This is a genomic window from Bacillus sp. AFS059628, assembly GCF_002571225.1.
In the GTDB taxonomy this organism is placed as follows: Bacteria; Bacillota; Bacilli; order Bacillales; family Bacillaceae_G; genus Bacillus_A.
Genome location: NZ_NVEC01000008.1, coordinates 24,590 through 46,877, shown reverse-complemented (window position 1 = coordinate 46,877; position 22,288 = coordinate 24,590). Strand labels below are relative to the sequence as shown.

Annotated in this window: 21 protein-coding genes and 2 pseudogenes; 16 read left to right on the top strand and 7 right to left on the bottom strand. The window is 35.8% G+C overall.

Going from position 1 to position 22,288, the window contains the following annotated elements; all coding sequences use genetic code 11:
- Positions 1 to 12 precede the first annotated feature (12 nt).
- Positions 13 to 192: a hypothetical protein gene (locus tag COL05_RS04995; protein ID WP_001027099.1), complete on the bottom strand. Its 180-nt coding sequence runs from the start codon at positions 190 to 192 to the stop codon at positions 13 to 15.
- Between the two features lie 126 nt (positions 193 to 318).
- Between COL05_RS04995 and COL05_RS04990 the strand changes: the two genes are divergently transcribed.
- The 3 genes from COL05_RS04990 to COL05_RS04980 all read left to right on the top strand — a co-directional run bounded on the left by COL05_RS04990 (position 319) and on the right by COL05_RS04980 (position 4,284).
- Complete coding sequence (locus COL05_RS04990; RefSeq protein ID WP_098667803.1) at positions 319 to 1,368, top strand: M42 family metallopeptidase; 1,050 nt, start codon at positions 319 to 321, stop codon at positions 1,366 to 1,368.
- A 240-nt stretch (positions 1,369 to 1,608) separates the two neighbouring features.
- Positions 1,609 to 3,198: an N-acetylmuramoyl-L-alanine amidase gene (locus COL05_RS04985; protein ID WP_098667802.1), complete on the top strand. Its 1,590-nt coding sequence runs from the start codon at positions 1,609 to 1,611 to the stop codon at positions 3,196 to 3,198.
- Positions 3,199 to 3,330: 132 nt separating this feature from the next.
- On the top strand, positions 3,331 to 4,284 hold the full coding sequence (locus COL05_RS04980) for a TRM11 family SAM-dependent methyltransferase (protein WP_098667801.1): 954 nt from the start codon (positions 3,331 to 3,333) through the stop codon (positions 4,282 to 4,284).
- 122 nt (positions 4,285 to 4,406) lie between these two features.
- On the opposite strand, the gene COL05_RS30865 is transcribed toward COL05_RS04980, so the two are convergent.
- Entirely contained in the window at positions 4,407 to 4,649 is a 243-nt protein-coding gene (locus tag COL05_RS30865; protein WP_142337353.1) for a YflJ family protein, read from the bottom strand.
- A 290-nt stretch (positions 4,650 to 4,939) separates the two neighbouring features.
- Here COL05_RS30865 and COL05_RS04970 point away from each other — a divergent pair, with 290 nt between their 5' ends.
- From COL05_RS04970 to COL05_RS04960, 3 genes are all read left to right on the top strand, one after another.
- On the top strand, positions 4,940 to 5,935 hold the full coding sequence (locus COL05_RS04970) for a proline racemase family protein (protein WP_098667800.1): 996 nt from the start codon (positions 4,940 to 4,942) through the stop codon (positions 5,933 to 5,935).
- A gap of 19 nt (positions 5,936 to 5,954) precedes the next feature.
- Positions 5,955 to 6,932, top strand: a complete 978-nt coding sequence (locus COL05_RS04965) for an ornithine cyclodeaminase family protein (RefSeq protein WP_098667799.1) — start codon at positions 5,955 to 5,957, stop codon at positions 6,930 to 6,932.
- Between the two features lie 105 nt (positions 6,933 to 7,037).
- Positions 7,038 to 7,550 carry a protein kinase gene (locus COL05_RS04960; RefSeq protein ID WP_098667798.1) on the top strand — a complete coding sequence of 171 codons (513 nt, stop codon included), beginning with the start codon at positions 7,038 to 7,040 and terminating at the stop codon, positions 7,548 to 7,550.
- 107 nt (positions 7,551 to 7,657) lie between these two features.
- Here the strand turns inward: COL05_RS04960 and COL05_RS31735 are convergent.
- Positions 7,658 to 7,995: pseudogene (locus COL05_RS31735) on the bottom strand (hypothetical protein).
- 260 nt (positions 7,996 to 8,255) lie between these two features.
- On the opposite strand from COL05_RS31735, the gene COL05_RS04955 reads away from it, so the two are divergent.
- The gene (locus tag COL05_RS04955) at positions 8,256 to 8,885 is read left to right on the top strand and encodes a hypothetical protein (RefSeq protein ID WP_098667797.1); all 630 of its coding nucleotides are present in this window, start codon (positions 8,256 to 8,258) and stop codon (positions 8,883 to 8,885) included.
- 248 nt (positions 8,886 to 9,133) lie between these two features.
- Here the strand turns inward: COL05_RS04955 and COL05_RS04950 are convergent, their stop codons facing one another.
- Together COL05_RS04950 and COL05_RS04945 are read right to left on the bottom strand one after the other, a co-directional pair.
- A complete protein-coding gene (locus COL05_RS04950) occupies positions 9,134 to 9,367 on the bottom strand; it encodes a hypothetical protein (RefSeq protein WP_098667796.1) in 234 nt (77 codons plus the stop codon).
- Positions 9,367 to 10,482 (bottom strand): tetratricopeptide repeat protein, encoded by a 1,116-nt coding sequence (locus COL05_RS04945; RefSeq protein WP_098667795.1) that lies wholly within the window; start codon positions 10,480 to 10,482, stop codon positions 9,367 to 9,369. Before COL05_RS04945 ends, COL05_RS04950 begins: the two co-directional genes overlap by 1 nt.
- 134 nt (positions 10,483 to 10,616) lie before the next feature.
- On the opposite strand from COL05_RS04945, the gene COL05_RS04940 reads away from it, so the two are divergent.
- On the top strand, positions 10,617 to 10,775 hold the full coding sequence (locus COL05_RS04940) for an HNH/endonuclease VII fold putative polymorphic toxin (protein ID WP_098667919.1): 159 nt from the start codon (positions 10,617 to 10,619) through the stop codon (positions 10,773 to 10,775).
- Positions 10,776 to 10,786: 11 nt separating this feature from the next.
- Positions 10,787 to 11,175: pseudogene (locus COL05_RS04935) on the top strand (immunity 50 family protein).
- A gap of 57 nt (positions 11,176 to 11,232) precedes the next feature.
- Here COL05_RS04935 and COL05_RS04930 read toward each other — a convergent pair.
- Entirely contained in the window at positions 11,233 to 11,343 is a 111-nt protein-coding gene (locus tag COL05_RS04930) for a site-specific integrase (protein ID WP_142337352.1), read from the bottom strand.
- A gap of 116 nt (positions 11,344 to 11,459) precedes the next feature.
- Positions 11,460 to 12,782: an MFS transporter gene (locus COL05_RS04925; RefSeq protein WP_098667794.1), complete on the bottom strand. Its 1,323-nt coding sequence runs from the start codon at positions 12,780 to 12,782 to the stop codon at positions 11,460 to 11,462.
- A gap of 226 nt (positions 12,783 to 13,008) precedes the next feature.
- On the opposite strand from COL05_RS04925, the gene COL05_RS04920 reads away from it, so the two are divergent.
- The 7 genes from COL05_RS04920 (at position 13,009) to dptF (ending at position 22,282) form a co-directional block, all read left to right on the top strand.
- Positions 13,009 to 14,598, top strand: a complete 1,590-nt coding sequence (locus tag COL05_RS04920; protein WP_098667793.1) for an ATP-binding protein — start codon at positions 13,009 to 13,011, stop codon at positions 14,596 to 14,598.
- Positions 14,599 to 14,617: 19 nt separating this feature from the next.
- Positions 14,618 to 15,295, top strand: coding sequence for a response regulator (locus tag COL05_RS04915; protein ID WP_098667792.1), 678 nt, complete (start codon positions 14,618 to 14,620; stop codon positions 15,293 to 15,295).
- Entirely contained in the window at positions 15,292 to 16,260 is a 969-nt protein-coding gene (locus COL05_RS04910; protein ID WP_098667791.1) for a tripartite tricarboxylate transporter substrate binding protein, read from the top strand. Before COL05_RS04915 ends, COL05_RS04910 begins: the two co-directional genes overlap by 4 nt.
- A gap of 136 nt (positions 16,261 to 16,396) precedes the next feature.
- Positions 16,397 to 18,247 carry a PDDEXK-like family protein gene (locus COL05_RS04905; RefSeq protein ID WP_098667918.1) on the top strand — a complete coding sequence of 617 codons (1,851 nt, stop codon included), beginning with the start codon at positions 16,397 to 16,399 and terminating at the stop codon, positions 18,245 to 18,247.
- A 68-nt stretch (positions 18,248 to 18,315) separates the two neighbouring features.
- Positions 18,316 to 18,732: a hypothetical protein gene (locus tag COL05_RS04900; RefSeq protein WP_098667790.1), complete on the top strand. Its 417-nt coding sequence runs from the start codon at positions 18,316 to 18,318 to the stop codon at positions 18,730 to 18,732.
- Between the two features lie 88 nt (positions 18,733 to 18,820).
- Positions 18,821 to 19,768 (top strand): helix-turn-helix transcriptional regulator, encoded by a 948-nt coding sequence (locus COL05_RS04895; protein WP_098667789.1) that lies wholly within the window; start codon positions 18,821 to 18,823, stop codon positions 19,766 to 19,768.
- Positions 19,769 to 20,017: 249 nt separating this feature from the next.
- A complete protein-coding gene (gene dptF / locus COL05_RS04890; RefSeq protein ID WP_098667788.1) occupies positions 20,018 to 22,282 on the top strand; it encodes a DNA phosphorothioation-dependent restriction protein DptF in 2,265 nt (754 codons plus the stop codon).
- The last annotated feature ends 6 nt before the right edge of the window (positions 22,283 to 22,288 follow it).

Below are 22,288 nucleotides of genomic sequence, written 5' to 3'. Positions count from 1 at the left end.
AAAAGCATAGCGTTACTCATTAACGCTATGCTTTTTTGTTGCAATTAAACTAATAATGAAGAAGATAGCTGTTACTACCCAGCCAATTGTAATAGAAGTAGTAGTATGAACTGCATAAGAAACTTGTAAACAAAGTAATGATGCTAAAAACCAAATGAGTGCAATGTGTACATATTTTTTTGATATATTCATATTGTATAACTCCTTTTGTATACTAAAGTGAATTTTACTACAGTTCAGAAAATTAAGCTATATGAGTAGAGGTTTTCTAGCAAATTTTGTATACTAAATAATAGGAAAAATGAGGAGGAAACGACAATGGCACATCATACGAAAGAAACGATGGAACTGATTAAGGAGCTTGTCTCTATTCCGAGTCCGTCTGGAAATACAGAGAAAATCATTCGTTTTATTGAAAACTATGTAAGTGAGTGGAACGTAGAAACGAAGCGTAATAATAAAGGCGCTCTTATTTTAACAGTAAAAGGGAAAAATGATGCACAGCACCGTTTATTAACAGCACACGTTGATACGTTAGGTGCGATGGTGAAAGAAATTAAGCCTGACGGTCGTCTAAGTCTTTCTATGATTGGTGGATTTCGCTGGAACTCGGTAGAAGGGGAATATTGCGAAATTGAAACATCAAGCGGTAAGACGTATACAGGAACGATTTTAATGCATCAAACATCTGTGCATGTATATAAAGATGCAGGTGAAGCGAAACGCGATGAGAAAAATATTGAAGTTCGTATTGATGAGCGTGTATTTTCAGCTGATGAAGTACGCGAATTAGGAATAGAAGTAGGAGACTTCGTTTCATTTGACCCACGCGTTCAAATTACAGAGAGTGGATACATAAAATCGCGTCATTTAGATGACAAAGTAAGTGTTGCAATTCTATTAAAATTAATTAAAAGATTACAAGACGAAAGCGTAACATTACCATATACAACTCATTTCTTAATTTCTAATAATGAAGAGATTGGATACGGTGGTAACTCTAACATTCCAGAAGAAACGGTTGAATATTTAGCGGTTGATATGGGAGCATTAGGTGATGGACAAGCATCTGATGAATATACAGTATCTATTTGTGCAAAAGATTCTAGCGGTCCGTATCATTATGCACTGCGTAAACATTTAGTAGAGCTTGCGAAAACGAACAATATTGAATATAAAGTAGATATTTATCCGTACTATGGATCGGATGCATCGGCTGCGATTCACGCTGGATTTGATGTGAAACATGCATTAATTGGAGCGGGTATTGATTCTTCCCATGCATTTGAGCGTACACATGAAAGTTCGATTGCACATACAGAAGCACTGGTTTATGCATATGTATTATCAGAGATGATTGCGGAATAAGAAAAGAAATAGGCTGCCAGAGGTAGCCTATTTTTTGTTTGCAGAGAAATCGACTTTATTTAACGAAAAGTAAATTAATTGTACTTTATTTTACAATATTAAGAAAGTAGGTTTACTACATAATTCGAGTATTATAAAATAATAGAGGCGCACTAATTTTTTTTGTCTGAATTCAATATAATTTGTATATTAAGATTACGCGTTATTAAATAATGATTGTTGAGAGGAGTATTATTTTTTATGAAGTATCGTGCAGTCGCGGCAGGTATTTTAGCCGCAAGTTTATTATCGTCTCCAATAAGTAGTTTCGCAGCAGCGAAGAAATTTTCGGATGTTCCTACATGGGCGCAAGAATCAGTTGATTATTTAGTAGGAAAAAAAGCGCTTGATGGAAAGCCTGATGGAACGTTTTCTCCATCCGAAGCAGTAGATAGAGGATCAGCTGCAAAAATTTTAGCAGTCGTTCTTGGGTTACCAATTGATCCAAAAGCAAAGCCATCTTTTAAAGATGCACAAAACCATTGGGCAGCTCCGTACATTGCTGCAGTGGAAAAAGCAGGTGTAATTAGTGGAGATGGTACTGGTAAATTCAATCCATCAAGCCAAATTAACCGTGCATCTATGGCATCTATGTTAGTACAAGCATATTCATTAGATAAGAAAATTATTGGAGAACTTCCAACACAGTTTAAAGATTTGGAACCTCATTGGGGTAAGAAACAAGCTAATATTTTAGTAGCTTTAGAGATTTCTAAAGGTACGGGAAATGGCTGGGAGCCTGAAGGAACTGTAACTCGTGCAGAAGCAGCTCAGTTTATTGCGATGGCTGATCAAAATAAAACAGATACATCAAAAAGAATGTATATGAACAGAAACTTTATTACATATCATCAACCATCATTATCATCTGGTATTACTGATGTTCAACATAAGCCACAAATGGTTGTAGTGAAAGAACAAAGAGCAGATGGCTGGTTAAAAATTGTAACAAGTAAAGGTGAGAAGTGGACACCTATACAAGAAAAAACAGAAACGATTAATCAAGGCTTTACTGCGTATGAAACAGCTTCACATAGTTCTAAAGTGCTAGGTACATATAATGCACAAACAGTAACGATTATGGAAGAGAGTGGCAGCTGGATTCGAATCCGCGTAGGCGCTGGTTTCCAGTGGGTTGATAAAAACCAATTAAACCCAGTGAAGCAAGAGAACTTCTTAGAAGGTAAAGCGATTATTATTGATCCAGGTCATGGTGGAATTGACTCAGGTAATGTTGGTTATTACGAGAAAGAAAGCGAAACGGTATTAGATGTATCATTACGATTAAAGAAAATATTTGAGCAAAAGGCACCATTTACTGTTATGTTCACTCGTACAGATAATACACGTCCAGGAGTAAACTCAACAGATTCATTGAAAAAACGAGTAGAGTTTGCACAGGAACATAATGGAGATATCTTTGTAAGTATTCATGCTAATGGCTCTCAATATAAAAATGGACAAGGTACAGAAACATTATATTATCAGTCAGCAAGAGCAAAAGTAACGAATCCGCATGTAGAAGACAGTATGTTATTAGCACAAAAAATTCAAGACCGTCTTGTAGCAGCACTTGGAACAAAAGATCGTGGTATAAAACATCAGGACTTATATGTAACTAGAGAAAATACAATGCCAGCTGTATTAACAGAATTAGCATTTGTAGATAATAAAAGTGATGCAGATAAAATTGCTACACCAAAACAGAGACAAGCTGCAGCGGAAGCGATTTATCAAGGTATTTTAGATTATTACGAAGCGAAGGGTAATAGCGTATCTTCTTTCCGTTAATAAATTAAAAGAGATTGCCAATAGGCAGTCTCTTTTATTTATTAACGTTTCTCTTTATTTCCGGCATGTGATATCATTTAATTTTATATGAAAAAGTATTGTAATTATAACGATATAGAGGATGATAATAGATTGAATAATCATAGTAAAACACCTGCATGTATATATACGTATGCATTTCGTGAGGAGGAGCGTGCTTTATGTTACTTGGAAATGCGCTCGTTCTTTGGAATGGAGTCTCATGTTAATATTTTGAAAAGTGATGTCAAAATTGATCCAAGTAGAAGTGCGTTTATAAAAGAGCGCGTTGAGGTTATGTACGAAGGAGACGACTTAGAAAGCATTTTAAAACAGGTAGAACAAATTGATTTGGCAGGAGCGACATTTAAAGTAATCTTCGTTAAAATTAATGACCTCGTTGGGGAGAATAAAATTGAATATGGAGAAAGGCGTCTTATTGAACGCGACCTTGGTATGCATATTGAAGGAGAAGCGGATGTTCGTAATCCAGAGCGTGTATTCGGGATTGTTCCTCTTGGAGGACGCTGGTACTTCGGGCACTATGTAGAAAGTGAGCCAGTGTGGTATCATCACATAAAAAAACCGCATAGTTATTCGACATCTCTTAGCACACGTGTTGCGAGATCAGTTGCAAACATCGCGGTGCCAAATCCAGAGGGAGTACGAGCAATTGACCCGTGCTGTGGTATTGGAACAGTAGTAGTAGAAGCGCTTTCTATGGGGATTAACATCGTTGGTAGAGATATAAATCCACTTGTAGTTCTTGGAACGAGAAAAAATATCGCGCATTTCGGATTGGAAGGAACAGTAACAAAAGGTCCAATCGAGGAAATTACTGAGAACTACGACGTTGCCATTATTGATATGCCGTACGACTTATTTACGCATGCAACACCGGAAGACCAGCTCTCTATTCTTTCAAGCGCGCGCCGCATCGCTAAAAAGGTAGTCGTTGTCACGATGGAAACAATGGACGACATGATCCATGAAGCAGGATTCGAAATTACAGATCGCTGTATTACAAAAAAAGGATCATTTTCTAGACAAATTCTTGTTTGTGAATAAGAAAGGAAGGTCACCCGTTTGGGTGACCTTTTTTTAGTTTGTATTGATGTGTGATTGGTTGGTGGAATGGAGGAGTGATTTGTCGGCATTTGTTGGTAAGTCGATATCGCTACAATAGTATATTACTGTTCTTTTAATTTCTCCTGTTGTGCAATGAGTAAATTGCGTAAGATATGTCCGCGGTAACTTTCTAGTTTTCGCCCTTCGTGGTAACGCACACCTAATTTTTTTAGTTCGGCTACGTACCAACCCTTTGTTCCGTAGTACATGAGATCACTTCCTTTTTGCTTTTGAACAGTATATGTGGCAGGGGGAAGTAACTTTCCATTGAAAATAATAAGCCTGGCTGTATCAAGGTGTTCCATAAAATAGCTCCTGAACCGTGTATAAAAAAATAGACAGTACTGTATGCTTTTTTAAACAATGTATACAAATTTATCCCGCGTTAACGGACAGTAAAACTCCCCCCTCAAAATTCAGTTGGAGCAAAGAAGTTAGGTGGGAGATTAACTGTTCGTAAACGTCCGATTGGTGAGGGCTGATAATCAGTGGGGGATGAACAAAACCCCCACTGATTAAAGTTTCACTTTATACCCTATGCGTTGGCATGATATTTGCAATAAAAAGAGTACCAACATATAGGGGAGAGATAGAAATGAAGGTTAGTAAAGTGTACACGACAATTGATGCTCACGTAGCTGGGGAACCGCTTCGAATTATTACAGGCGGCGTGCCAGAAATAAAAGGAGAAACGCAGTTAGAAAGACGGGCATACTGTATGGAACATTTGGATCACCTTCGCGAAGTTCTTATGTATGAACCGAGAGGACATCACGGCATGTACGGTTGTATCATTACTCCGCCTGCGAGTGCTCACGCTGATTTTGGCGTATTATTTATGCACAACGAAGGATGGAGTACGATGTGTGGTCACGGCATTATCGCTGTTATTACAGTCGGAATTGAAACTGGTATGTTTGAAACAAAACAAAAGTTTATTATTGATAGCCCTGCTGGGGAAGTCATTGCGTACGCAACATATAACGGGAGCGAAGTAGAGTCCGTATCATTTGAAAATGTCCCTTCATTTGTATACAAAAAAGACGTTCCTATTAAAATAGATGACTATGAATTTCAAGTAGATATCGCGTTTGGCGGAGCTTTTTATGCAGTAGTAGATAGTAAAGAATTTGGCTTAAAAGTTGATTTCAAAGACTTAGCTGCTATTCAAACGTGGGGCGGTAAAATTAAGCACTACATCGAGAGCCAAATGGAAGTAAAACATCCACTTGAAGAAGGGTTAAAAGGAATATACGGCGTTATTTTCTCGGATGATCCGAAAGGGGAAGGCGCAACGTTGCGAAATGTAACAATCTTCGCTGATGGGCAAGTAGATCGTTCTCCTTGCGGCACAGGAACTTCCGCAAGAATCGCAACTCTTTTTGAAAAAGATGCTTTACAAAAGGGAGAAATTTTTGTCCATGAATGCATTACTGATGGGAAATTCGAGGGAGAAGTATTGTCGGTAACAACGGTACATACATATGAAGCTGTCGTTCCGAAAGTAACGGGGAATGCATTTATTACAGGATTTCATCAGTTCGTTGTAGACCCGAGAGATGATTTGAACCGGGGATTTTTGTTAGGATAGAAGGAGGAGGTGGAAAGATATGCTAGTCATAAGCGCGAACGAACAAAGAAACTTAGTAAATATGAACGAAGTCATTGCATACGCGGCGCTTGCTTTAAAAGAATTTTCCGCAGAAAGAACAATCACGCCAATTCGCGGCTCATTGCCATTTGCGAAAGGGAAAAATACGGCATTAATTATGCCTTCAGTAGCGGAAGGGCTTGAGGCAATTGGCTTAAAAGTAGTAACAGTAGTCCCTGAGAACAAAAAGATAGGAAGGAAAACAATAAACGGGATTGTGATGCTATCAGACTTTCAAACGGGAGAACCGCTCGCACTTTTAGAAGGGTCCTACTTAACGATGATTCGAACAGGCGCATTATCAGGAGTAGCGACAAAACATTTAGCTCGTCATAACGCAAAAACTTTATGCATCATCGGGACAGGAGAACAGGCAAAGGGAATTGCTGAAGCAGTATTTGCGGTTAGAAATATTGAAAAAGTCATGTTATACAATCGAACAGAAGAAAAAGCATACGCATTCTCGCAATATATACAAGAGAGATTCAATAAACCTGCTTATGTTCACAAAAATGCAAATGAAGCAATAAGCGAAGCAGATATCATCGTTACAACTACGAACGCATCCACACCAGTCTTCTCAGAAAAACTACAAAAAGGCGTCCATGTAAACGCCGTCGGCTCATTCAGGCCGAACATGCAAGAACTACCATCCCATGCCATTGCGGGCGCAAACAAAGTAGTAGTAGAATCGAAAGAAGCAGCATTAGAAGAGACAGGGGACCTTCAAGTTCCAGTGCGAGAAGGTTTATTTGAAGCAAGCGACATTCACGCTGAACTTGGTCAAATTATAAGCGGTGAAAAAGCAGGCCGCGAAAACGATGAAGAGATTACTGTTTTTAAATCGGTTGGTTTGGCGGTAGTGGATATTATCGTTGCGAAGTATTTGTATGAGAAGGCGGTGGAGAGTGGGGGTGGGAATAGGATTGAGTTTTGAGGGACTGCCTTTTGGTGGTCTTTTTGTTTATAATGCGTGTATGCATCTCAAACGCGATGTATCATATATTGTGTTAAAATTAAACAAAAATGCAGGTGAGAAAATTTGGATTTAGTTCGGAAATTAACTCGTATTTATGGCTTAGGGCTTTGCTGTGGATTGTGGAGAAAAAATGAAGTAATTCAATGGTGTGATAAACTAATTGAAGCAAGTGATAGTCCGCCATATGAATTAATTGAGATATCCTTAGTGTCTAAAGCAAAGATAGATGATATGGAAGGGAAGTTATTTGAGTTTAGTAGCACGGTTGATGAAGAATACGCTATTAAATTAACACTTTCCGTCATTCATGAAAAACTAAAAGAACATGAACTGACGATTGAAGAATCAATTAAATGCACCGCCAGACTTTTAGTCAACAGGGGGGTCTATCGGAAGGCGGAATACTTTGAATTATATAGTTTAGATGATAGCTATGACTTAGCTAAAGACGGTGTTCATTTTGATTTAAGCGAAGTTATTCATACATATATTGAAATGTTAAGTATGTACAGTAAGTATTTTAGGGGATTTGAAAAGCTGTATTTTAAAGTAATGGGAAATGAGTGGAGATTTTAATATATATCAGTATTTGATTGTCTTTGTTTGTCCCTTATTTTCCAATTGGAGAATAAGGGACAAAGTTTTATGAAGGAGTAAATTTAGATACAACGTATGCAGCTTTTTTACCACTTCCGCCATTCTTCAGTTATATCTTCCTCGGATTCTAAGCCAGCTATTCGTGCAGCTGCATCGATAAATTCATAGAGATCTTCTCTTTCCATTGTTTCGATAAAGTAGTCATATTCGTCATTTAGTTCATTTATTTGAATAACTACCTCTTTAACAAATTGCATGACTTCGGCTTCGGTTGGATTCTCTCCTAGTTGCTGTAAATTGTTAATGTAAGTGTCAAGAACCTTATTTGTTGCACTTATATTTTCTTCGGTGAAAAATTCCCCATCTTCATCATACTCAACCCATGAGGTTGTTGGTTTGTTTTTTTCAATTCCTCAAATGTCATGATAACCTCCTAAATGTGTTTTTTGTCTTTAATTTCATTCTACATTTTCGATTATATATAACAATCATTTTAGAGGCATTTTCTATAGGCTACTAGTTTTTTAACTCATTTTATGAGGTTACCTATTCGTGGTCTTCTTATTTTATGTAAAAACAATTGATTATTCTTAATTATTCGACACGATGCAACAATTTAAGATCGTGTTTTTTGCTATGATAAGTAGGGAATTTACATATCGTGTTATTGGGGGATAAAAAGAGGTGTTGAAAAAATTTACTACATGTATTTTAGGTGGTGCTTTAGTATTCAATTTATCTGGTTGCGGCAATACATCCGACAAAACTTCTTCAGAATCTAAAGAAACCAATTCTAAACAAGAAGAAAAGAAAGTGCAAACAACTGATGAGGCGAAAACGAAAGAGAATGCAAAGCAGAAAAATACAGAACAAACAAAAGAGAAATCAAAAGTAAAAGAAAAAGAGTATGCTGTAAACAAGGATTTTCATACACCTAAATTTGATGTAACTGTAAAAAGAGTTGTAGAAAGAGATAAGGTTGGTAAAGAAAGCATAGGATTCCAAGAACCTGAAAATGGACATGTCTTTATTGTTTTAGAAGTAGAAGGGAAAAACATTACAAACGAATCGATGAAATTAGCCGTTTTACCATCAGTGGATTTAGTGGATGAAAATGATAATGCTTACCAAAGTGATGTGTGGGCAGCTAGTAGTTATGAGGTTGAAAAAGGTGAGACCTCTACTATTACTAAGGAATTAAAACCAGGGGAGGTAAAGAGACAAAATAAAGTTTACGTGATTAATAAAGAAAAATTTGATACAGGAAAATGGTATGTACTTGTTAACCATGAGTATAAGGAACAAATTAAATAGTGTTTATCCCACTATTTGCCGGGCAGTAAGACCCCCCACCTCAAATTTCAGCGAAAGCAAAGAAATTAGGTAGCGTCGGGCTGCCCGTAAAAGCCCGATTGGTGAGAGTTGATTAAAGTTTCACTTTATGCTTCTATATCTTTTCCCTCTTCTATATCAGCAAAAGCAAATTAGATAAAAATGTAGGGGTTAAGTAACTAAAATAAAGAAAAAGCCATACAAGTAGTATGACTTTCTTTGCGAAACAATTAAGCTTGTGGTGCAGGCGGTCTTCCATGATCGTAAGTAGGTGCACCGCCACTATTACCGTGACTATACGCTAAGTCAGGTCTTTGAGGTGACCAGCCTTCTCCATGTGTTGATTGTAATTTATTAACGTTCTCTACCTTTGCTGTTTGTTGTGTTTCAGGAATAGTACTTAATCCGAAAGACATAATACCTGTAGCAGCTAAACTCATTATCGTTAAACCAAGCTTTTTCATTACTTTAACGCCCCTTTAGCTAATAATTTTGTTCTTGCTTCAAGACCTAAACAGAAATAGTTACTAGATGTTTGGTAGTCACACGCAGTATGTAATCTAGTTGCTAACAGTTCTGCATATTCTTCTACATAATCCCAAAGTGTTTCTCTTTTGCAATAGGAAATACCTGCAATAGTTACTCTTTTTAATTCTTCAATAGAAGCATTGTTATTTAGTGCTTTTAAAATGGTAAAGTGATGCGTGTATTCTTCATTCTCTAGGTTTAAACAAATTTTTAAACCTTTTTCAATCAGGTCAGAGGCAATATTTGTTTCACCTAACTTAGAATATTCTCTAGCTTGTAGGAAAATAGCTTTAAAATGATTAGGAATTTTCTCTGTTACTTCTGATAAGTGACGAATAGCTGATTCAGAAAGATTTTGACTTGAATATAACCAACCTAAATTATGGCGGACTAATGAAATTAATGTTTCTTCGTTATTCTTGTTTAATAAGTTTAAGGCAGCATTTAAATGTTCCTCGGCTTGTTCAAATTGTTTTAGAGATACACAACTCATTCCGATTGTGTTTTCACAAGAAGCTACATTACTTTCATAACCTTGGTGTTTAGAGAAGATATCTTTTGAAGTAGTTGCATAACGAATAGCTAAAAGTGGTTCGTAGGTGTTATGGTAAAACAAAGCTAACTTAGATTGAAATTCAGCCTGTTCGATTTCATTGGAAACATATTTCAAAAGAGATTCAGCTTTTTCATAATGATTTTGTGCCTCATTATGGTCAGTGAGTATCATGAAATGTACAGCTTTATAAAAATGATAATAATAAGCCAAGAAACCATCAGTCGGAGTTTCAAAAGAATCAATTTTATCAAAACTACTTTTAGTGATACTGAATCTATCGGTAAGTGTTTTAAAAAGAAAATCTAATAGAGAGTAATATAATAATAGGTTTTGGTCTTGTAGTTCTGCGTTTTCTTCAGTTTTTAAAATTTTAATATATTCATCAAGTTCTTGTTTTAAGTTTGTTACTTTTGAAAGTTGTTGTTGTAGCATTAATTGATACCAGTCATTAAGTAACTTTGTAACCTTTTCATTCCCCTTCACTGGAACATGCATATAATCCCTTCCTTTTCTGAATAGTTACATTAAATGATAGCAAGAATAGAATATAATGGAAATTGAAATTTGATATTTCTCAACATTTGTTTAACAATTTTATTTTTAATTATATAACTAATCGTATTCATTAAATAATAATTCAAGATCATTCAGAGGGGCATAAGTTTGGAGACGGTGGAATTGGAGATCAGCCACCGCATAATAATATAAGACCTGAATACAATACACGAACAGGACAGGTAGATGGTATGGAGGATCATTATTATTTTGAGAAGAGAAATAAAAAATAGGGAGTATAAAAATGATTGATCAATTTAAATTTTTAAATCCACAAGCGTTAATTAGTATTTTTGGGAAAATACCAAAGTTTGAAGAATTAGAGTTATTAGATGTGCGTCTTAAAAGAGATGGTCCTACTTTAGTTATTTAATTGATAAAAAGGAAAATATCGGAAATAAGCCAAAACGATGGAATAAGTGGGATGTAATTTATGTAGAGATATCTTTCTTTACTATTCATAATTTAACAATAAACGGTTTAGGGACAGAAAATATAATTGATTATTTTGAAATAAATACGATAGAAGAAGGTTTATTAAAAATTAAGTGTAAGAATCAAATGTTAGTTGAGTGCTCGTTTGAATGGGCAAAGGTAGAAGGGGTAACCCCAGGTTTAATAGGGTTACCATAATTTTGATGGGAAGTAGATAGTTAATTCTTATAGTATTCATATTTTAATATTTTTGGATTAAATAAGGAATGCATCAAGGACATTATCCTTTTCTTCTTTATTGATACCAATGTATTTAAGTGTAATTTGTGGTGTATTATGATTAACGATTTCTTGCAACATCGCCATATCTTTTGTTTATAGAATCAATATCCGAAGGCTTTTAAATTATATATTAATGAATTATGCCTTCTTAGATAAAGTAAATCGAGTTCAGATAAACGAAGAACATAGAATACATAATTTTAAATAGATTTATTATTAACTAAATTGTCCCCATCACCAAGTTCCGCCTCAATTTGCGAAGTCTTCGATGACTCAGCCATACGCCAATACGTAATAAAGCTTATCGCGATACATCCAGCTACGTAGAAGTAGAATAGTGATTCCATTCCGATACTCTTTAGCCATAATGCGATGAACTCTGCTGTTCCGCCAAATATCGCAACGGTTAGTGCATATGGTAAACCTACGCCAAGTGCGCGAATTTCAGTTGGGAAGAGTTCTGCTTTTACAATTGCGTTAATCGATGTGTAACCAGTAACGATAATAAGACCGACCATCATGAGTAAAAATGCTACGATTGGTTCTGTCGTTTTTTCCATGAAGAAGAAGATTGGCGCTGTTAGTAATGTTCCGAGAATACCGAATGCCATTAATAGTGGGCGACGTCCAATTTTGTCGGATAGTAGCCCTGCAATTGGTTGAAGTACGACGAAAATAAGTAGTGCGACAAAGTTAATCCAGCTTACAACTTCTTTCGGAAGACCGACTGTGTTTACCATGAACTTTTGTAAATATGTTGTGTACGTATAGAATGCGACAGTACCACCTAATGTTAGACCGACTACTGTTAATACTGCTTTCGGGTGTTTCATAAGTGCGCGAACGGTTCCTGCGCTTTCGCGTTTTTGTGATTTTATGTTTGCGAACTGCTCCGATTCATCCATCGTGCGGCGAAGCCATAATACAGCTACTGCGCCCATCGCCCCAATAATGAACGGAATGCGCCATCCCCAAGCTTTCATATCTGGTTCGCTTAGTAATTGCTGAAGAACAATTTGAACGCCTAACGCAACCATTTGCCCAGCTACAAGCGTCACATATTGGAAGCTTGAATAAAAGCCACGGCGTCCACTACTAGCCATTTCAGATAAATACGTTGCGGAAGTTCCGTACTCTCCGCCAAGTGATAATCCTTGCAGTAAACGGGCAAGAACTAAAATAATTGGTGCCATAATCCCGATGCTTTCGTAACTAGGTGTACAGGCGATAATTAAAGAACCACCCGCCATAACCGTAATGGAAAGTGTTAATGCTGCCCGGCGTCCGTGCCGATCTGCATAGCGTCCCATTAATAAACTTCCGATAGGGCGCATTAAAAACCCAACTGCGAAAATAGCTGCTGTGTTGAGTAACTGACTCGTTGGATCTCCTTTAGGAAAGAACTCTGCTGAGAAGTAAACAGCGAAAGCAGAGTAAACGTACCAGTCATACCATTCAATTAAATTACCGACGGAACCTTTGAAAATATTGCCGGCGACTCGATTAGATTTTGCTTGAGCCATAATCATTCCTCCTCGTGCTTATAAATAAAAATAATAATTATGAAAGCGTGTTCATTATAGTTGAATTGTACTGTCTGTAGGACGAAATCTCAATATTATGACAATTTTATTCTTTTTGTACTTTATGTACATGGAGAGTTTTAATAGTTGCTTCATTATTCGTTTTGTCATAATAATAGAAAAAGGAGATTGATAGTTTTGAATATTTTATCAAAGGATATGAAATATGAAGAAATCACGCAAAGTGACATTACAAACGAAAATAGTAAGCTTAATTATTACGTTAATTTTATTTGTCGTTCTCCTATTAGCAGGAATATTTGTGTACATTCAGTCCGTTGATACGAAGCGCCAAGTGGAGCAGTTAGCACTACAAACAGCGAAGTCGCTTTCTTTTATGCCAGCTATAAAAGAAGCTTTTCAAAATAACGAGCATAAAAGTACGATTCAATCCATTGCGGAACAAGTTCGTGAGCAAGCTGGCGCAGATTATGTCATTATAGAAGATCGCTTTGGGATTATGTATTCCCATTCTAATTCGGAGTTAATTGGTACAAAGAGTAACAATCCATATAACTATGAAGCACTCACTTTTGGCGGCTATTATACGCTCGAAGGAAATGGGGAAATTGGTCCTGCTTTAATGGCGAAGGCACCCATTATTGTTCATAACGGAGACTACGATCAAGTCGTAGGTGTTGTGACAGTAGAGTTTCTAATCAAAGGTATTGAATCTAACATATTAAGCAGAACGAAAGAGATTATACTCTTTTCCTTAGCTGTATTACTAGCCGGCATTGTTGGTGGCATTCTTTTAGCACGTAGTATTCGTAAAGATACACTCGGTTTGGAACCGAATGAAATCGCAGCGCTATACAGGGAACGAAGCGCGATACTACTATCTATAAAAGAAGGAATTATCGCTATCGATCAAAACGGTTTTATTACGATGATGAACACGTCGGCAGAAGAGATGTTACATGTGAATGGTGATTATATGCAGCAGCACATTTCAAAAGTTTTACCAGAATTTAATATGGAAAGAGTGCTAGAAAACGATCAAGAAATCGCGTTTCAAGATAAAGTGTTTATTTTAAATAGGACGCCGATACTCGAAAATAACAGTACGGTAGGCGTTGTATGTAGTTTTAGAGATAAAACAGAACTGCAAAACTTAGTGAATACAATATCTGAGGTAAGAAAGTATTCGGAGGACTTACGCGCTCAAACACATGAATTCACAAATAAACTTTTCGTCTTATCGGGATTACTTCAGCTAGGACATTACAAGGAAGCGATTGAATTTATTCAGCAAGAATCTAACATTCATCAAAGCCAAAACCATATTTTATTCCATCAAATTCATGATGCGAAAGTACAAGCTATTTTATTAGGGAAAATCGGAACAGCATCTGAGAAGAAAATTGATTTTCATATTGAAGGAGATAGTGCGCTTCATCCGTTACCAGACCATATAAAGGTGTCGCACCTTATTACGATCCTTGGAAACATAATCGACAATGCGTTTGATGCGGTGAGTGGGCAAGAGGAGAAGAGTGTTTCTTTCTTCGTTACGGATATTGGACACGACATTGTATTTGAAGTAATAGATAGTGGAGCAGGAATACCGGCAGAAAAAATGACGACTATTTTTCAAAAAGGGTTTTCAACGAAAGGAAATGATCGTGGTTACGGACTAGCAAACGTGAAAGAAATGGTAGATCTACTAGAGGGAACAATTGAGATTCAAAACGAGAAAAATGGGGGAGCGATTTTTACAATTTACCTTCCGAAAACATTGAGAGAAAGTACATAACAAACAGGGGGATGGGCATATGTTGAAGGTTGCAATTGCAGAAGATGATTTCCGCGTCGCACAAATTCAGGAAGAGTTTTTATCAAAAATAAAGGACGTAAAAGTGGTTGGAAAAGCATTGAACGCGAAAGGAACGATGGAACTACTACAAAAGGAAGAAATCGATTTACTTCTATTAGATAATTACTTACCAGACGGAATCGGAACAGACTTATTGCCGAAAATTCATGCAGACTTTCCAAACGTTGACGTCATTATGGTTACTGCGGCAAATGAAAACCATATGCTAGAAAAGGCAATTCGAAACGGCGTAAGCAACTACCTTATAAAACCGGTCACGTTAGAAAAATTCGTTCGCACAATTGAAGACTATAAAAGAAAGAAGCAATTATTACATAGTAACAATGAAGTGAATCAAGCACTTATCGATAACTTCTTCGGCATTTCGCAAACACAAGACATAAAAAACTTACCGACAGGTGTTGATCCGTTAACACTGCAAAAAGTGAAAGGAATTATAAAAGGATTCGACGAGGGCATTACAATAGAAGAAATGGGAGAACAAATGGGTGCCTCCCGAACAACCGCAAGAAGATATTTAGAATACTTGGTAGCGACAAATGAATGCACAGTAGAGTACACATACGGCATTATCGGACGACCAGAACGAAAATATCGCATAGGACGAGGACTATGAAGAAGCGATTATTACTATGTATATGGATTATGACAGGAGTAATAGCTGGTTGTTCCTCGGAGAAATCCGAAACAAATAAAGTGAACATCGACAAAGTAGAAATCGTTGCACCAAACGTTCAAGGAGCAGGATGGGACTTAACAGCGCGAGCGATGCAAAAAACACTGACAGAAGAAAAAATCTTCACAAAACCAATTACTGTCACAAACAAAGTAGGTGGCAGCGGTGACGTCGGATGGAAATATACGAAACAAAAAGGCGGTCACGTACTGGCAATTAACTCAAGCTTACTCATAACGAACAACCTACTAGGCCACAGTAAACTAACATATAAAGACTTCACACCGCTCGCGACACTCGCATCAGATTGGGAAGTCGTTGTCGTCTCAAAAGACTCTAGCATAGAAAACGCAAAACAATTCATGGAACAACTAAAACAAGAGAAGCAAAACTTTAAAATCGGTGTTGCCCCCGGCCTAGGAAACGACGATCATCTATCATTCGTACAAGTAAGCAAAGCATTCGGCATAAACCCAGCCGAACTACAATTCTTCGTCTACGAAAACAAAGAAAAAACCATAAACGCCCTAACGAACAAACAAATAAACGCCGCAACCATGACCCTATCAGAAGCCGAAAAACAATACAAAGCCGGCAAAATAAAAATACTAGCCGTATCTGCACCAAAACGCCTAGACCGACTACCAGAAATCCCAACCTGGAAAGAACAAGGCATCAACGTCATCTTCCAGCACTGGAAAGGGATTATGGGTCCGAAAGATATGACGGAGGAAGAGGTTGCTTATTGGGATGGTGTGATTAAGAGGATGGTTGAGAGTGAGAGTTGGAAGGGGATTTTGAGGGAGCGGGGGTGGAATTCTTATTATAAGGATAGTGGGGAGAGTAGGTTGTTTTTGGAGGAGAGTTATGGTTGGTATGGGGAAATGGTTAAGTTTAGTGATTAATGCATGTTTATTTGTAAGAAATAGGATATGTGACATAAATAATGCCACATTATAAGTTATAATTTACTTATAACAATTTATTAAAATGATTATTCAGGAGAGTTGATTCACAAATTTATAAACGGCGGTGTGGGGAATGGATTATAATTTTGAAATTTTATCATTGTTAGATAATTCAATTGAGTTTGAGAAGCTACATAGTAAATTTAATCGTTTTAATCCTTTTAAAATATTAAAGGTGGATAAGTTTGAGATTAGGCATTCTAATATGATTGCTTGGTTACTGGATCCAACGGAGAATCATCATTTAGGTTCTATGTTTGTGAATAAGATACTTTCTAAAACGTTTGTAAAAGTAGAGAATGAGGAACGGATTGGTCAATATGATTTTATTAAGTTACATAAGCAGTCTCTTCAAGATTTGGAAGTTTTCCGTGAGGTACAGACGAATTATAATAAACGAATTGATATTTTGGCGATATCAGAGGCACAAAAGGTTGCTATTCTTATTGAGAATAAATATAAGTCATCTGAATCGGATGGACAATTACAAAATTACATAGATTTTATTAGCGGAAAATATGCAGGGTATACGATCATTCCAATCTTTTTAAGTTTAGATGGTAGTGCGCCGAGTCATGAGTCGTATCTTACTTTAGATTATGGAGATATATTAAATATACTAAAAGGGCAATTAGATATTTATAGTGAGTATACGTCTAGTACGATAAAAGATTTTCTTTCCTACTATATTGATATATTAGAGGGGGAACTTGTTCGTGATGAGGAAGACATTGAACTAGCGTTAACAGTTTATAAGAGCCATAAGGCCGCTGTTGATTTTCTATGCTTAAATGGTAACGGAAAAGTAGTTGGAAAGTTTGTGAATAAAGAGTTGTTAAGCGCTGTAAAGAAATTGAGTGCTGAAGAAAAAGAAGATCTTCGCAAAATTTATAAGAAGTATGCTGAAACGCTCCACTTTATACATGGAGCTGGAAATAGCGTCATGAGAGAAGCGTTTTTACAATTTGTAGAGAAAAATCAAATACCAGAAGATTGTTACCATGAACACATTCGCATTCCATCTTTCATTTTCGAAGAATGGAAACAACTTGATGAGATTGTTGGGGTTCCAAATCATGAGTGGTGGCTAAATAATGCTCTTATAACTTGGTTCGAAAGAAAAGTAGATGGGCGTATGAAGCTTATTGTTGAAGTTGGGCCATTGGAATACAAGCAGAGATTAAAGTTATTATACAAGTTAGAGGAAAATGGAATTACCATTAAAGAAAAATCAAAAGAAGCTGGATCCATGTATACAAGAATTTATGCTGGATATGAAAATATAAGTGATTGGGCAGATCAAGATGAAATTCTCTGTGTGATGAATGATATGTATAACAATGCTGATTTTAATCAAGTGGTGGCGGCTATAGGCGATACTATAAAAGGGCTTGTATACGGAGAAGAAGATTCTTCTTCTGAAATTGTTGCGGTAGAGAGTAGTCAAACAGACGCGGATACTTTAGCAAATGCTTTTCAATTATTCGCCCATGAACAAAAGTTCCAAGAAGGTTTTTATAATATTCATCACCGATTACCATCATTTATTATGCCGGAGTTTCGCAAACTAGAAGAACAATTTGGAACACCGAAATGGAATTGGTGGTTAAATAACTGTGCAATTATGTGGTTTGAACGTTTGAAGGATAATAGATTGAAACTGACGCTAGAAATTGGACCACTAGAACCACAAAAGAGATTGGCGCTATTAACAAGGATTGAAAGTAAAGGGAGAAAAATAAGCGCGGCAGCGAAAAGGCCAGAAGCGTCGTATACAAGAATTTACACAAATACAAGTAATATAAGTAATTGGTTAGATGAAGATAGTGTTATACAGGCTATGAACGAGTTATTTAATGATACGGACTGTCAAAATATTATTCAGATGTTAACAGACATTGCTAAAGAGGAAGTTCATATTTAAAAGCAATGCCAAGTGCAGAGGAATGTACTTGGCATTTGTTTTAATGTAATAAAGGAGATTAGTCGTTAATGAAATTAGCAAAAACAGAGATACAACAATTTATTTTAAAACAATTGGAGCTTTTTAAGTTGAAAGAATTAGATTTCGAATTCGCAGTTCGAGGGCTGGATTTTGATCCGAACATGTTTATTCGTGCAGGAGAAATGGAATTAGAAATAGGGTTTCATAGATTAGTATGGAGTTATCCAGTCGCACCAGATATGACACGGTTTACGCATCATATATTATTATGGGAACATCTAGAAGAATTAAGTGACAATGAGAAAGCGGTGGAAATGAAAGAGAGTAATAGTATGGTGGCTGATTTTAGAAAAAGGAGATATCAGCAGTGTCAGTTTTGTAATACAAAGACTTTGCCGGAACATCTTGATAGAGATGGTGTATGTTATGGATGTGCTACTGAACGTTTTGGAGTGATATATTGATGATTTGGAAGCATATAGAAACAACTTGAAAGATGATTCTATTCTTTTATACTTGAATGAGGATGGATGAATAGAAACGAGGAATTATATGAGTAAATTAAGTAACTGCCTATACATGATTGAACTCCTACATGCGAGAGGGAAAATGAGGATTAGTGAGTTGGCAGAGTTGTTAGAAGTGAAAGAGCGGATGGTCCGTATTTATCGTGATGATATTGAAATGGCAGGTATAAAAATAGAGACAACAAAAGGCAGGTACGGTGGTTATTCTCTTTCGAATACATCGTTATTTCCTATTAAAAATATGTCTCAACAAGAGCTAGATGCGTTAACATTCTCTATAAAAAAACTAGTTTCAAAAGGTAATGACATGTATTCACGGGACGCACAAGTAGCATTAGATAAATTGAATGCTGTTCGGAAAGTAGAAACGAATAAAGACCGCCACATATATTTTGTGCAAAAATCGAAGCCGAATTATGTATTTTCGAATGAAAATCAAAAATATGTACAATTACAAGAAGCGCTATTTATAAGAAGCAAAGTAAAAATCCAGTATGAGAAACTATCTGGTGAAAGATCAGAACGAATTATCGACCCGTACGGTTTTGTGCACTACAACGAATTCTTTTACTGCTTAGCACTGTGTAATGATAAAAAAGAAAAACGTATGTTTAAACTATCTCGAATGAAAGATATTAAAACTTTGTATGATACATATAAAATACCCGACAAATTCGATATCCGAGAAGAGTTTCCGAAGTTCGGCATCATGAAAGAGCCATTAGAAGTAGAGTTACTCATCTATCCACCGTTCGCCGTATCCGTACCAGAATCCATTTGGGGAGAGAATCAAAAGATAGCACATAATGAGGACGGCAGCATTCTTTTCCGGGCGACGATGAGCGGGAAAGAATCGATTAAGAAGTGGATTTTGGGGATGGGTGCTTCGGTTAGGGTGTTGGAGCCTAAGGGATTGAGGGAAGAGGTTGTTGAGGAGGGTAGGAAGTTGTTGGAGATGTATGGTTCATTTTAAATGAATGGATAGGATATACGAATTAAAATTGAAAGTGACGTTATAAGTACCGGTTTTAGTGTTACTATAAATATGTATTAAGATTTATATATAATTTTACAAATATTTTATAAAATATAGATAGTAATTGGGAGTATGATTGTATATTTGGATATTTTATGTAATTCACATACGATTATTAATTAATTATAAAAGAATATGATAAAATATTATTAAAATACTAATGAGATGGCGTGAGGGATAGTAAATATGTCTGAAGAAAAATATTTTTTAAGTTTTATAGAGCATATTAATCAAGTTGCAGCGGTTAATGCGAAAAAAATGGAAGAGTTAATATATGAAGACCCGGCAAGTGCGATTGTGAAGGCTAGGTTATTTGCTGAGGCTATATTGAATGAGGTATTCGCTCAAGAAGATATAAAGGTGCCATATATTTCATCACTTTATGATAAAATTTCTTATCTTGCAAAAGAAGGTTATATAACAGCGGAGGTACAGAAGGACTTTGATACAGTTCGTTTTACGGGGAATAAAGCAGCGCATGATGGCTCGTTTAATGATATTAGTGCAGCTTTTAAATTGCATAAGGTCATGCATAATATTGCTGTTTGGTTATATGAAGTATATTCACCTGAACAATTAAAAATACCTGCATATGAGCATCCAAGACCAGCACAAAGCAATGAAGCAGATATACAAGAAATGGTGAAAGCGCAAGTCATGCAATTAATAGGTATTACTAATAAGGATGAGGTAAAAAAAGAAGAAACTATTATTGAAGACTTAGCAGAAGAGAGCATCCTTTGTAAAGACCTTCCTGAGGGAGAAAGTTATTTATTAAGAGAGCTAAAAAGGTTACAAGATTCATCACAAGAGGCTATTGAAAACGCAAATGCATTTAGCCAATTTAAAAAATATATGCATGTAGAGAGAAAGATTCAAACTGACTTAGAGCGTATTTTGGTGAAAAATAAGGAACTTAATTCCTCTAGCTTAATTCTCCTTTGTGGTAGTGTTGGAGATGGTAAATCCCATTTATTAGCGTATTTAAAAGAGAATAAACCAGAATTATTAGAGGGGTATCAAATTTTTAATGATGCTACAGAAAGTTTTTCTCCTAACAAAAATGCGATGGAGACTTTAGAAGAAATACTTCAAGATTTCTCTGATCAATCAATTGGACAATCAAATAAAAAAGTTATTTTAGCAATCAATATGGGAGTTCTTCACAACTTTATAACGTTAAACCATGAAGAATATACATACGAAGCTTTAAATAAATTTGTTGACGGCAGTGGTCTATTTTCTTCAAGCATCACTACTTGTTATAGTGAAGATCATTTTGATCTAATTAGTTTCGGTGACTATCACTCGTATGAACTAACAGAAAAAGGGCCACAATCAACTTTCTTTTTAACTTTATTAAATAAAATATTTAATAAAGAAGAGGGGAATCCTTTTTATTTGGCTTATCAAGAGGATACAAAAAACAATATTCGAACGATGGTTCATGAGAATTATAAATTTATCCAGGAACCTTACGTGCAAAAACAAATTGTTAATTTAATTATTCAAACGTTAGTGAAATATAAATTAGTTATATCTGCTCGTGCATTTTTAAATTTTGTAGCTGACATTATTATTCCAGATAAATTAGAAGTAATTGAAGTTCTCTCAGAATTTGAAGTGTTAGAGCAAGCGGTTCCTAATCTTATGTTTAAACGTAAAGAGCGTTCTCCTATCCTAAAGACTTTACATGAATTAGACCCAGTTCATAGAAGATCCTCACACATCGATCAAATTATTATTGATTTAAGTACTTTAAATGAATGGGATACTATATTAAATCATTGTGTAACATCTGATCAAGGTAGAGGGTGGTTAAATCCTTTTATTAGTGAAGAGAAAGTAGATGGCCCATCATTCATTGGTTTCTCAGAAGCTGTTATTCGAATTACATATTTAACGAATGAAGACTTCTCTCAAAAGATTGAGGATGAGACGTATCATAAATATGTAAACAAATTGTTTGATTTCAATTCGGGTAATAAAAAAGAAATTAAAGTCTTTTATGAAGAAATAAAAGAGGCGTTATTTAAATGGAAGGGAAGTCCGAAAAAAGGATATATTTATCTTAACAAGCCAAGTGATAAGTATAGATTAGCTCAACAACTTAATTTAAAGCCATCAATCGATCATTTGAAATTTAATCAAAATGATGTACTAGACTCGTTTAAATCATCGCTTGTGTTAGCGTATCATGATGGAGATATAAAAAATATTATTGAATTGGATATTGATTATCAACTATACAATTTATTAGTAAAAGTTTGTCAGGGATATTGTCCAAATAAAAAAGATGAAGAAGATGCAATTAAATTTACAGAGTTTGTAGAGAAAATCATGAAATTTGGAGAGAAAGAGAATGAGTTATTGATACATTTTCCTAATGATTCTCGTTTCTATAAATTAAATCGAGATGATTTTGGTGCGTTTGTGTTTGAAAGGGAGTAGTGATTA